The 12,020-nt window shown below is 71.5% G+C and carries 10 protein-coding genes and 1 riboswitch; of the genes, 7 read left to right on the forward strand and 3 right to left on the reverse strand.

Going from position 1 to position 12,020, the window contains the following annotated elements:
* Positions 1–84: 84 nt before the first annotated feature.
* A complete protein-coding gene (gene gcvP, locus OHA21_RS14300) occupies positions 85–2,892 on the reverse strand; it encodes an aminomethyl-transferring glycine dehydrogenase (RefSeq protein WP_328474112.1) in 2,808 nt (935 codons plus the stop codon).
* 75 nt (positions 2,893–2,967) lie between these two features.
* A riboswitch (glycine riboswitch) is annotated at positions 2,968–3,058 on the reverse strand.
* Positions 3,059–3,223: 165 nt separating this feature from the next.
* On the opposite strand from gcvP, the gene OHA21_RS14305 reads away from it, so the two are divergent.
* The 5 genes from OHA21_RS14305 to OHA21_RS14325 are packed head-to-tail and all read left to right on the forward strand — an operon-like array spanning position 3,224 to position 8,804.
* Complete coding sequence (locus OHA21_RS14305) at positions 3,224–5,956, forward strand: cation-translocating P-type ATPase (protein WP_328474114.1); 2,733 nt, start codon at positions 3,224–3,226, stop codon at positions 5,954–5,956.
* Positions 5,953–6,717 carry a polyphosphate kinase 2 gene (ppk2, locus tag OHA21_RS14310; RefSeq protein ID WP_328474116.1) on the forward strand — a complete coding sequence of 255 codons (765 nt, stop codon included), beginning with the start codon at positions 5,953–5,955 and terminating at the stop codon, positions 6,715–6,717. The genes OHA21_RS14305 and ppk2 overlap by 4 nt, the downstream gene beginning before the upstream one ends.
* A gap of 25 nt (positions 6,718–6,742) precedes the next feature.
* A complete protein-coding gene (gene mgrA, locus OHA21_RS14315) occupies positions 6,743–7,732 on the forward strand; it encodes an L-glyceraldehyde 3-phosphate reductase (protein ID WP_328474118.1) in 990 nt (329 codons plus the stop codon).
* Complete coding sequence (locus OHA21_RS14320) at positions 7,732–8,394, forward strand: nucleotidyltransferase domain-containing protein (protein ID WP_328474120.1); 663 nt, start codon at positions 7,732–7,734, stop codon at positions 8,392–8,394. The genes mgrA and OHA21_RS14320 overlap by 1 nt, the downstream gene beginning before the upstream one ends.
* A 32-nt stretch (positions 8,395–8,426) precedes the next feature.
* Positions 8,427–8,804, forward strand: coding sequence for a hypothetical protein (locus OHA21_RS14325; RefSeq protein ID WP_328474122.1), 378 nt, complete (start codon positions 8,427–8,429; stop codon positions 8,802–8,804).
* 23 nt (positions 8,805–8,827) lie between these two features.
* On the opposite strand, the gene OHA21_RS14330 is transcribed toward OHA21_RS14325, so the two are convergent.
* Complete coding sequence (locus tag OHA21_RS14330) at positions 8,828–9,454, reverse strand: TetR/AcrR family transcriptional regulator (protein ID WP_328474124.1); 627 nt, start codon at positions 9,452–9,454, stop codon at positions 8,828–8,830.
* 106 nt (positions 9,455–9,560) lie between these two features.
* On the opposite strand from OHA21_RS14330, the gene OHA21_RS14335 reads away from it, so the two are divergent.
* Positions 9,561–10,247 carry an SDR family NAD(P)-dependent oxidoreductase gene (locus OHA21_RS14335; RefSeq protein WP_328474126.1) on the forward strand — a complete coding sequence of 229 codons (687 nt, stop codon included), beginning with the start codon at positions 9,561–9,563 and terminating at the stop codon, positions 10,245–10,247.
* A gap of 1 nt (position 10,248) precedes the next feature.
* Here OHA21_RS14335 and OHA21_RS14340 read toward each other — a convergent pair whose 3' ends face one another.
* Positions 10,249–11,139 (reverse strand): hypothetical protein, encoded by an 891-nt coding sequence (locus OHA21_RS14340; protein ID WP_328474128.1) that lies wholly within the window; start codon positions 11,137–11,139, stop codon positions 10,249–10,251.
* A gap of 151 nt (positions 11,140–11,290) precedes the next feature.
* On the opposite strand from OHA21_RS14340, the gene OHA21_RS14345 reads away from it, so the two are divergent.
* Complete coding sequence (locus OHA21_RS14345; protein ID WP_328474130.1) at positions 11,291–11,671, forward strand: VOC family protein; 381 nt, start codon at positions 11,291–11,293, stop codon at positions 11,669–11,671.
* The last annotated feature ends 349 nt before the right edge of the window (positions 11,672–12,020 follow it).

The following is a 12,020-nucleotide window of genomic DNA, read 5'->3' on the forward strand; positions in this document are numbered from 1 at the left end:
CAGCGGGAGCCGCCCAGGGCACCAACGACGGCGCAGGCCGCGATCAGTGAAGACCACGACCTGCGCGACCCCGTTGCTACCCGCTCAGTCCTCGAACGCCTCCGGCGACGGGCACGAGCAGACCAGGTTCCGGTCGCCGTACGCCCCGTCGATGCGGCGCACCGGCGGCCAGTACTTCGCCGTCCGGTCCACGCCCTCCGGGAAACCCGCCACGGACCGCGGGTACGCGTGGTCCCACTCGTCGGCCGACACTGCTGAAGCGGTGTGCGGGGCGTTGGACAGCGGGCTGTCGTCCTTGGGCCACACGCCCGCCGCCACGTGGTCGATCTCGCCCTTGATGGCGATCATCGCGGCCACGAACCGGTCCAGCTCGGCCAGGTCCTCGCTCTCGGTCGGCTCCACCATCAGCGTGCCGGCCACCGGGAACGACATCGTCGGCGCGTGGAAGCCGTAGTCGATCAGCCGCTTCGCCACGTCGTCCACCGAGACGCCGGTGGCCTTCGTGATCGGCCGCAGGTCGAGGATGCACTCGTGGGCGACCAGGCCGTTGTTGCCCGCGTACAGCACCGGGTAGTGCTCGCGCAGCCGCGCCGCCACGTAGTTGGCGGCCAGCACCGCCGTGGCGGTCGCCGCGGCCAGGCCGTCCGGGCCCATCATCCGCACGTACGCCCAGGAGATCGGCAGGATGCCGGCCGACCCGTGCGCGGCCGCCGAGACGGCGTGGTGATCGCCCTCTTCGAGGGGGTTGCCGGGCAGGAACTCGGCCAGGTGCTGCCGGACCGCGACCGGGCCGACACCGGGGCCGCCGCCGCCGTGCGGGATGCAGAACGTCTTGTGCAGGTTCAGGTGCGACACGTCGGCGCCGAACTTGCCCGGCTTGGCGAACCCGACCAGCGCGTTGAGGTTGGCACCGTCGACGTACACCTGCCCGCCGGCCTCGTGCACCTTGGCGCACAGCTCGGCGATCGACGTCTCGTAGACGCCGTGGGTCGACGGGTAGGTCACCATGATCGCCGACAGGGCGTCCCGGTGCTTCTCGATCTTGGCGTCCAGGTCGGCCAGGTCGATGTTGCCGTCGGCGTCGCAGGCCACCACGACGACCCGCATGCCGGCCATCACCGCGCTGGCCGCGTTGGTGCCGTGCGCCGAGGACGGGATCAGGCAGACGTCGCGGTGCTCCTCGCCGCGCGCGCGGTGGTAGCCGCGGATCGCGAGCAGGCCGGCGAGCTCACCCTGCGAGCCGGCGTTGGGCTGCACGCTGACCGCGTCGTACCCGGTGATCTCGGCGAGCCAGCCCTCCAGCTGGGCCACCAGGGCCTCGTAGCCCTCGGTCTGGTCGGCCGGCGCGAACGGGTGGATGTTCGCGAACTCCGGCCAGGTGACCGCCTCCATCTCGGTGGTGGCGTTCAGCTTCATCGTGCACGAGCCCAGCGGGATCATGCCGCGGTCCAGCGCGTAGTCGCGGTCGGACAGTTTGCGCAGGTAGCGCAGCATGTTCGTCTCGGAGTGGTGGGTGTTGAACACCGGGTGGGCCAGGTACTCCGAGGTGCGTGCCAGGGCCTTGACGGCGGACGCGGCGGGCGTGGCCGGGGCCGCGCCGAACGCCTGCAGCACGCTCGCCACGTGCGCGGCGGTGGTGGTCTCGTCGCAGGACACCGACACCCGGTCGGCGTCGACGAGCCGCAGGTCGATGCCGGCACTGGCGGCGGCGGCCACGACGTCGGCGGCCCGGCCCGGCACGACCGCGGTCACCGTGTCGAAGAACGCGGTGTGCGCCACCTCGACGCCGGCCGCGCTCAGGCCACCGGCGAGCGCGAGGGCGTGCTCGTGGGTGCGCTGCGCGATCGCCCTCAGCCCGGCCGGGCCGTGGTAGACCGCATACATGCTGGCCATCACGGCCAGGAGCACCTGGGCGGTACAGATGTTGCTGGTCGCCTTCTCCCGGCGGATGTGCTGCTCGCGGGTCTGCAGCGCGAGCCGGTAGGCCGGGGCGCCGTCGGCGTCCTTCGAGACACCGACCAGGCGCCCGGGCAGCGACCGCTCCAGGCCGGCACGCACGGCCAGGTAGCCGGCGTGCGGGCCACCGAAACCGAGGGGTACGCCGAACCGCTGCGTCGTTCCCGCGGCGATGTCCACGCCGATCTCGCCCGGCGCCCGCAGCAGGGTCAGCGCAAGCAGGTCGGCGGCGACCGTGACCAGGGCGCCCTTGGCGTGGGCGGCCTCGACGAGCGCGGCGTGGTCGCGGACCGCGCCGGACGCGCCCGGGTACTGCAGGTGCAGGCCGAAGAACTCGGCCGGCAGCTCGCCGGTCTCGACGTCGACCAGGCGCACCTCGATGCCGAGCGGTTCGGCGCGGGTCCGCAGGACGGCCAGGGTCTGCGGGAACGTGTCGGCGTCCACCGCGTACACATTGCTCTTGACCTTGGAGGCCCGCCGCGCGAGGGTCATGGCCTCGGCCACCGCGGTGGCCTCGTCCAGCATCGAGGCGTTCGCCGTGGTCAGCCCGGTCAGGTCGGTGACCACGGTCTGGAAGTTCAGCAGCGCCTCGAGCCGGCCCTGGCTGATCTCCGGCTGGTACGGGGTGTACGCCGTGTACCACGCCGGGTTCTCCAGCACGTTCCGCTTGATCACCGCGGGCGTGTGGGTGCCGTAGTAGCCCAGCCCGATCATCGAGGTGGCGACGGTGTTGCGCCCGGCGATCGCGCGCAGCTCGGCGATCGCCTCCTCCTCGGAGATCCCGGCCGGCAGGTCCAGGTCACCGTGCCAGCGGATCACCTCGGGGATCGCGGCGTCCATCAGCTCGCCGACCGAGTTGTACCCGATCGCCTTGAGCATGTGGGTCTGCTCGTCCGGGTCCGGACCGATGTGACGGGGAACGAACGGCGAGGTCATGGGCGACTCCAGGGCTCGAGAAGGTCGACACGCAACCCTCCCCCTCTGTCATACCCAGCAGGCACTCCAGAGTTGCCTGCCCTCGCGGTCCTTTTGCCTGAGAGGTTCCGGGGAGGATTTGCCCCTTCGGCGCCACCTTTTCGGTGGTCTCTCCCGCGCGGGTGTAGCCGGCAGCACTCAACCTACCAGCGGATCCGGCGCCGGTCGCCGGGCGCACCGCAGTTGTGACCAACGCCCGTCCCGCCGGTGAATTCATCCCCACCGGGTGATGGATCCGCGGGGTTGCGGCGCGACGGTGTACCGGCCGGCACCTGACCCCCGGGGGTACGCCATGACCAACCCCACCGTCGAACGGCCGCAGACCGCGGCCCTGGACACCGACGCCACCCAGGGCCTGTCGCTCACCGAGGCGGCGGCCAGGCTGTCCCGGTACGGGCCGAACGCCATCGCCGCCGAGAAACCGCCCTCCGCGCTGACCGTCGCCGCCAAACAGTTGCGCGACCCGATGAACATCATGCTGATCGCCGTGGTCGTGGTCAGCCTGCTGATCGCCGAATGGTCCACCGCCCTGATCGTGGCGCTGCTCGTGCTGCTCAACGTGGTGCTCGGCGCCCGGCAGGAGCTGACCGCACGGGCCAGCGTCGACGCGCTGGCCAAGATGCAGGTCCCGGAGGCCCGGGTGATCCGCGGCGGCGACCTGGTCCAGGTGCCGGCCGTCGACCTGGTGCCCGGCGACATCGTGCACCTGGAGGCCGGTGATCTGGTGCCCGCTGACGGGCGGATCCTGCGCTCGGCCACCTGCGAGGCCCAGGAGGCGGCGCTGACCGGCGAGAGCGCCCCGGTCGCCAAGGACAGCAAGGAGCTGCCGCCCGGCGAGGTGCCGCTCGCGGAGCGCACCAACATGCTGTTCCAGAACACCTCGGTGACCCGCGGCACGGCCACCATGCTGGTCGTCGCGACCGGCATGGACACCGAGATGGGCCGGATCGCGACCATGCTGACCAAGGTCGAACGGACCCGCTCCCCGCTGCAGCGCGAACTCGACACCCTCACCAAGGTGCTCGGCGTGATCGCCTGGACCGCGGTGGTGTTCATCATCGTCGTCGGCTGGCTGCGCGGCATGGAACTCGACGCACTGCTGATGCTCGGCACCGCGATGGCGATCTCGGCGATCCCGACCGGCCTGCCCGCCTTCGTCGCCGGGCTGCTCTCGGTCGGCGCCCGCAACCTGGCCCAGGCCAAGGCCATCGTGAAGAACCTGACCGACGTCGAGACCCTGGGTGCGACCAGCGCCGTCAACACCGACAAGACCGGCACCCTGACGCTGAACCAGATGATGGTCTCGGCCCTGTACGCCGGCGGCACCTGGTTCACCGTCGAGGGCGAGGGCTACCGCAAGTCCGGGGCGATCCGCTCGGTCGCCGGCGCCCCGGTGCCCGACTTCACCCGCCTCGCGCTCGGCCTCGTGCTGGCCAGCGACGCCACGGTCGCCGACGACGGCGCCGTGGTCGGCGACCCGACCGAGGCCGCCCTGGTGGTGCTCGCCGCCAAACTGGGCGTCGACGCCGAGGAGACCCGGCGCGCCTATCCACGGCTGGCCGAGGTGCCGTTCGACTCGGACTACAAGTTCATGGCCACCTACCACCACTTCACCGTCGACGGGGTGGAACGCGTCATCGAGCTGGTCAAGGGGGCGCCGGACGTGGTGCTGGACCGCTGCTCGTACGCGGGTGGCCCGATGACCACCCGGACTCCGATCGACCAGGCCCGGGCCGGCATCGAGCAGGCCAACCGGCGGATGGGCGAGAAGGGCCTGCGGGTCCTCGCGTTCGCGGCCCGGCTGATCGAGCCCGGCGACGAGGCGGCGATGACCGCCGACCCGATGTCGCTGACTCACGAGCTCGGCTTCGTCGGCCTGGCCGGCATCATCGACCCGCTGCGCCCGACGGCCCGCGACGCCGTGCAGACCGCCCTGCGGGCCGGCATCGACGTCCGGATGATCACCGGCGACCACGCGGTCACCGCGCAGGCCATCGGCGAGACCCTCGGGCTCGGACCGGGCGCGATCAGCGGCCGGGAACTGCAGGCGCTCAGCGACGACGAACTCAATCGCAAGCTGCCCGAGCTGCACGTCTTCGGGCGGGTCACGCCGGAGGACAAGCTGCGCCTGGCCCGGCAGATGCAGCAGCAGGGGCTGATCGTCGCGATGACCGGCGACGCCGTCAACGACGCCGCGGCGCTCAAGCAGGCCGACATCGGGGTCGCGATGGGCAGCGGCAGCGAGGTCACCAAGCAGGCCGCCCGGATGATCCTGACCGACGACAACTTCGGCACCCTGGTCCGGGCCATCGAGATCGGCCGCCGGGTGTACGAGAAGATCGTCGCGTACGTCCGCTACCAGATGACCCAGTTGCTGTCGCTGGTGATGCTGTTCGTGGCGGCCACCGCCTTCAACATCAACCAGGGGGTGGCGCTGACCCCGACGATGGTGCTCTACCTGTTCCTGTTCGCCACCGCCCTCGGCGTGATCATCATCGCCGTCGACCCGGGCGACCCGCACGTGATGGACCGGCCACCGCGCGACCCGAAGGTGCCGATCACCAACCGCACCGCCGTGCTGTTCTGGCTGCTGTACGCCGCAGTGCTGTTCGGCGCGGCGCTCGTGCCCCTGGTGGCCGGTCCGGACGAACCCCGCCCGGACGCGCCGAGCGCCTCGATGACCATGGCGTTCGTCGTGATGGGCCTGGGCACCGTCGGCAACGCGCTGACCAACCGGCGGGACCCGGCGAGCGGCCTGCGGGCGCCGGTGCTCAAGGCCCTGGCCATCGGGCTGATCCCGGCCGCCCTGGTGCTGCTCGCCACCCGCGTCGACTTCCTGCAGAGCAGCCTTCTCACCCAGCCGCTGACCGGCCCGCAATGGCTGGCCTGCATCGCCCTGGCCTGCGCGCTCCCCCTGGTCGTCGAAGTGGTCAAGGCGATCCGCCGGGCCCGTTCGCCGCGCCCGGTCATCGAAGCACGCACCGCCGTCGCCCCCGCCCGCGCCTACCTGGGAGAGCGCTCATGAAGAACAAGGAATATCAGCGCAAGCTGCGCCCCCTGCACGGCGAGCTGGTCGCCATGCAGGAGTGGGTCAAGGCCACCGGCGCCAAGGTGTGCGTCGTCTTCGAGGGACGCGACACCGCCGGCAAGGGCGGCACCATCAAGGCGATCACCGAACGGGTCAGCCCCCGGGTGTTCCGGGTGATCGCCCTGCCGGCGCCCACCGACCGCGAGAAGTCGCAGATGTACCTGCAGCGCTACATCCCGCACCTGCCCGCCGCCGGCGAGGTCGTCATCTTCGACCGCAGCTGGTACAACCGGGCCGGCGTGGAACGGGTCATGGGCTTCTGCACCGAGGAGCAGACCCGCACCTTCCTGCAGAACGTGCCGGAGGTCGAGCGGGCCATCGTCGACTCCGGGGTGATCCTGCTCAAGTACTGGCTCGAGGTCAGCCCGCAGGAGCAGACCCGGCGCCTGCAGAGCCGGATCAACGACCCCCGCAAGATCTGGAAGCTGTCGGACATGGACCTCAAGTCCTACCGGCGGTGGCACGCCTACTCCCAGGCCCGCGACGACATGTTCGCGACCACCGACACCGAGTGGGCGCCCTGGTATGTGGCGAACACCGACGACAAGAAGAGCGGCCGGCTCAACATCGTCACCCACCTGCTCGACAACGTCCCGTACACCCCGGTTCCGCACCGTGAGGTCAAGCTGCCGAAACGCAGGATCAGCGACGACGAGCAGACGGCCGTGAAGGTCCAGCACATCCCGGAGCCGTACTGATCTTGGCAGCGGGCAAGATAGGGAGGTGACGTACACCCCCGCGGGCGACCGCTACGACAGCATGACCTACCGCCGCGCCGGACGGAGCGGGCTGCGACTGCCCGCCCTGTCGCTCGGGCTGTGGCACAACTTCGGCGACACCCGGCCGCTGGACCGGCAACGCGCCATCGTGCGCCGCGCCTTCGACCTCGGCGTCACCCACTTCGACCTGGCCAACAACTACGGCCCGCCGCCCGGCAGCGCCGAGTCGAACTTCGGCCGGCTGCTCGCCACCGACCTCAAGGCCCACCGCGACGAGATCATCGTCTCCACCAAGGCCGGCTACACCATGTGGGACGGCCCGTACGGCGACTGGGGCTCCCGCAAGTACCTGGTCTCCTCGCTCGACCAGTCCCTGCAGCGGCTCGGCCTCGACTACGTCGACATCTTCTACCACCACCGGCCGGACCCCGACACCCCGCTCGAGGAGACGATGACCGCGCTGGACGCCGTGGTCCGCTCCGGCAAGGCGCTGTACGTCGGCATCAGCAACTACAAGAGCGCCCAGGCCGCCGAGGCCGCCCGCATCCTGCGCGAACTCGGCACGCCGCTGCTCATCCACCAGCCGTCGTACTCGATCCTGAACCGCTGGATCGAACAGGACCGCCTGCTGGACACCCTGGAGGAGGCCGGCGCCGGCTGCATCGCATTCAGCCCGCTGCAGCAGGGCCTGCTCACCGACCGGTACCTGACCGGCATCCCGGACGACTCGCGGATCCGCACCAGCGTCTTCCTCAACGAGAGCGCCCTGGACTCGCAGACCATGCAGCGGCTGCACGCCCTCAACGACATCGCCAAGCGGCGCGGCCAGTCCCTGGCCCAGCTGGCCCTGTCCTGGGCGCTGCGCGACCCGCGGATGACCAGCCTGATCATCGGCGCCAGCAGCGTCGAACAGCTGGAGAACAACATCGCCGCGGTCAACGCCCCGTCGCTCAGCGACGGCGAGCTCGACGACATCGACGCCACCGTGCTGTAGTGGACGACCTGATCCTCGGGGTCGTGGTCGGCTCCCGCGCCTACGGACTGGAAGGTCCGGGCTCCGACCACGACCGGCGCGGCGTCTTCGTGCCGCCCACCCGTGCCTTCTGGAGCCTCGACAAGCCGCCCACCCACCGGGACGGGCCGCTCGACGAGCAGTTCTCCTGGGAGGTCGAACGGTTCTGCACGCTCGCTCTGCAGGCCAACCCGACCGTTCTGGAAGTGCTGTGGTCGCCGCTGGTCGAGACGATCACCGCGGACGGCAAGGCCCTGCTCGCCGCCCGGCCGGCGTTCCTGTCGCAGCGGATCGCGGAGAGCTACGGCGGGTATGCCCGCGACCAGCTCAACCGGGTCGCGGCCCGCCGGCAAACCACCGGCGAGACCAACCACAAGCAGGCCATGCACATGGTCCGGTTGCTGCTGGCCGGGGCACACGTGCTGCGTACGGGCGAGGTGCTGGTCGGCGTCGGCCATCTGCGGGACCGGCTGCTCGCGGTCCGGCGTGGCGAACTGCCGTGGGAGCAGGTCGTCGCCTGGGCCGCCGGCCTGCAGGCCGACCTCGCATCGGCCGCCGCCACGACCGACCTGCCCGAGCTGCCGGACCGGGCCCGCATCAACGCCCTGCTGCACGACATCCGCGAACGCAACCTGCACCCCTGACGGCAAGCGGGCCGGCTGTCTAGGGTCGGGGGATGCGGGAACGACGTGCTGCCGTACGCAATCTTCGTCTTGACGCTGCCTACTGCGCGGCCGGCGCGGTGCTGCTGGCGGTGTTCGCCGGGCCGGCGGCGGAACGGCTCGGACTGCCGGCCGCGGTGATCTACGGGGTTGCGGCGGCGATCGGGCTCTGGGCGCTCGCGCTGCATCTCGCGGCCGGGCGGCACGGGCTGCGGCGTTGGCTCGTCGGGGTGTTCTCCGCCAACGTGGTCGCGGCCGGCGCGATCGGTGTGGTCGCCGCGGTGCGGCCCTGGGACGCACTGGTCAGCCTGCTGCTGGTGGCCGTCGCTGTCGAGGTGGGTGGGTTCGCGGTGAGCCAGGCGGCGATCCTGTTCCGCGAGCCGGCTCGCTGAGGACGCGCAATCCCCGCGAGAGTCTACGAGCGGTCCGTTCCTGGGCTGGGCCGAGCAGCAGGCGGGAGGAAGGCTCGAAGGGCGATGTCGACGGAGGCCTGGAGGTCTTCGCGGCTGGCGCCGGCTGCGGCGTGGACGGCGTGGCCCTCGCTCAGGGCCATCACGAAACGGGCTGTCGCCCGCGCATCCATGCCGGGCGGGAGCTCGCCTTCCGCTACGGCGCGGGTCAGGCGTTCCAGCAGGGCGGACTCGGTGGCGGCGCGGCCGGCGGCCAGGATCTCGGCGATGGCGGCGTTCTCGGGTGAGCAGGCCAGGCCGCCCTGCACGGACAGGCAGCCGGGCGGGTGGCTGTCGGCGGTGAGGCCGTCGGCGCTGGCGCGCAGGAACGCTTCGACAGCGGCGTACGCGGTGGGCTGTTCCAACGCGGCCCGCGCGGCAGCCACCTGGGCCTCGTGATAGCGGGCGAAAGCGCGCTGGAACAGCTCCTGCTTGCTGCCGAACGTCGCGTACAGGCTCGGCCGGTTGATGCCCATCGCCCCGGTCAGGGCGGACAGTGACGTGCCCTCGTAGCCGTGCCGCCAGAAGACCTCGGCGGCGCGCTCGAGGACGGTTCCCTCGTCGAAGGCCCGCGGTCGCCCGATAACGCTCATGAGCCCCAGCCTACCGCTCGGTACAAATCGTGACCCGGCCCACCAACCGATCGGTACAAAACTTGCTAGGGTTGCACCAACCGAGCGGTACAAAAAGGGGAAGCACATGACCGTCACACTGATCACCGGGGCGAACAAGGGCATCGGGTTCGAGACCGCCAGGCAGCTCATCGGCCTGGGGCACGACGTCTGGATCGGCGCCCGCGACGTCGAGCGCGGCGAGAAGGCCGCGGCCGAACTCGGCGCGCGATCCGTGCAGCTCGACGTCACCGACGACGATTCGGTGAGCCACGCGCTGGCGACCGTCGAGGCGGCCGAGGGGCGACTCGACGTGCTGGTGCACAACGCGGGCATCCTCGCGGACGGGGCCGTCGACGGGCCGGCGGCGCTGCGGGCGTTCGACACCAACGCGGTGGGCATCGTCCGGGTCACCGAGGCGGCGCTGCCGCTGCTGCGCAGGTCGTCGAACCCGACGGTGGTGACCGTTTCGAGCAGCATGGGATCGTTCTGGGCGGTGACCAATCCCGAGCGGCCGGAGTACGCCATGCCGCTGGCGCTCTATGCCGCGTCCAAAGCGGCGGCCACCATGCTCACCGTTCAGTACGCCAAGGCCCACCCGGGCATCAAGTTCAACGCGGTCGAGCCAGGCACCACCGCCACCGACATGACCGCGGCCTTCGGCATCGGACGGCCGGTATCGGAGAGCGCCCGGACCGTCGTGCGCCTGGCCACGCTCGGCCCGGACGGCCCGACCGGGACGCTGCAGGACGACCTCGGGGCGCTGAACTGGTAGGTCAAGCGGTGATCCGCACCGGGACCGGCAGGCCCTGCATCACTTCGAGGACGGCGCGCTCGCCGAGCGGCTGGTCCAAGGTGACCGTGGCGGTGCGGGGTGCGCCGATCGCCCGGCAGGCCTCGCCGGCGGCGTGCGGGCGGGCCACGACGATGACGACCACGGCGAACTCGGACTCGACGGCCCGCCCGGTGTAGTCGGCCCCGCACGGCTCCGACGCCGGGCCCACCGAGCCGGTGAACGAGACGGTGAGCTCGCGGCTGCCGACCGTCGTCCTGGCCCCGTCGATCGCGAGGCCGCCGGGCGCGTCGTACGGATCCCACGACGGCGGCGTCACCTTCAACCCGGCGGCAACGGCCGGGTGGGTGATCCGCACAGCCGTGCCCTTCAGCGTGAACTCCCACGCCGGCACCGTGGCTTCGCCACGCGTCGTCAGCACCGCCGCGGTGGTCAGCCGGGCAGCAACAACCCTCAGGGGTACGCAGTCCGCGCACTCCTGCGGATGTGCGGTCACCACCTCGTGGAGGGCCTGTTCGGCGGAGATCAGCGGCAGCGAGAGGGTGGCGCCGCCGTCCCAGACCACCTCACCGGTGCGCCGCGGGGCGGCCGGCAGCTTGCGGGTGGCGACCACCTTGCCGGCGAGCAGGGAACGCTTGAAGGCGCCGTTGGCCGCTTCCCCATCGCCGATCTGCGCGGTCTGCTCACCGACCGGGACGAACCTCGGCTGCTTCCCGGCCGCGCCGACCGCCGCGCCGTAGCGGGCGAGGGCGGCCCGGGCCTGCAGTTTCTGCTGCTCCGGCACATCGTCGGCGGCCGCCTGGGTGGCCGGGGTGAGTTCCTCGAGCCGGTACTGCTCGGTGGCGCACCCGGCGAGCAACGCGACAAGCAGCACAATGCCGGGATACCGGGGCCGTCGATGCATGCCCCACTATCGCGTATCCGGACCACAGCGCGCGGCCCCGGAAAGGGTTTCGCCCGTTCCGGGGCTGTCCGGTACGGTCGCGGTCGCCCAGCAGATCCCCCGGCCGAGAGCAGGTCTCCCCATGGCGTGTCGTATCAGCGAGCTCGTACTCGGTTGCCGCGAACCCGAGGTGCTCGCGCGGTTCTGGTGCGAGGTCCTGGACTTCGTCATCCTCGGCCGCGAGGACGACGGCTCGCTGGAGATCGGGCCACGCGAAGGGTTCGGCGGTGCGCAGCCGACGCTCTTCCTGAGCCGCCGGGACGAGCCGGAGAAGGGCAAGCCCCGCCTGCACATCGACGTCAACGCAACCGACCGTGACCAGGACGCCGAACTGCAGCGCCTACTGGCGCTCGGCGCCCGGCCGGCCGACATCGGCCAGACCGGCGACGAATCGTGGCACGTCCTGATGGACCCCGAGGGCAACGAGTTCTGCCTGCTCAAACAGCGCCTCCAGCCACTCTGACTGCTTGTCCGGCGCCCGCACGCCGGCGCTCCAGCGGTTCGCGGCGAGCCCAGCCCCCGTCAGGCGGACGACCCTCGGTCGGCGGCTGCCGATCCCGGGGCGGATACTTCCCCGCCACAAGCGGCCGCCGGCCTCAGGCGGGTGCGTCCCGCCCGAAAGCGCCGCCGGTCTCAGGCGGGTGTCTCCCGCCCCGAAAGCGGCGGCCGGTCCCAGCCGGGCCTGCTTCCTCCGCTTTTATAGCTGCCGTCGGTCCTGGGCCGGTGCGTCCCCGCCCTCAGTGCTGACCTTGGTCCCCCGGTCCGCGGCCTGGACGGAGTGCCGTGAAGGACGGCCGGTCCTCCCAAGGCAG

Origin of the sequence: Actinoplanes sp. NBC_00393, assembly GCF_036053395.1 — a bacterium.
GTDB lineage: Bacteria > Actinomycetota > Actinomycetes > Mycobacteriales > Micromonosporaceae > Actinoplanes.

Coding starts and splice junctions, on each gene's coding strand:
- OHA21_RS14330 (WP_328474124.1), bottom strand. CDS start 9,454: ATGAGCGTTATCGGGCGACCGCGGGCCTTCGACGAGGGAACCGTCCTC.
- ppk2 (WP_328474116.1), top strand. CDS start 5,953: ATGAAGAACAAGGAATATCAGCGCAAGCTGCGCCCCCTGCACGGCGAG.
- OHA21_RS14305 (WP_328474114.1), top strand. CDS start 3,224: ATGACCAACCCCACCGTCGAACGGCCGCAGACCGCGGCCCTGGACACC.
- OHA21_RS14325 (WP_328474122.1), top strand. CDS start 8,427: ATGCGGGAACGACGTGCTGCCGTACGCAATCTTCGTCTTGACGCTGCC.
- OHA21_RS14345 (WP_328474130.1), top strand. CDS start 11,291: ATGGCGTGTCGTATCAGCGAGCTCGTACTCGGTTGCCGCGAACCCGAG.
- gcvP (WP_328474112.1), bottom strand. CDS start 2,892: ATGACCTCGCCGTTCGTTCCCCGTCACATCGGTCCGGACCCGGACGAG.
- OHA21_RS14335 (WP_328474126.1), top strand. CDS start 9,561: ATGACCGTCACACTGATCACCGGGGCGAACAAGGGCATCGGGTTCGAG.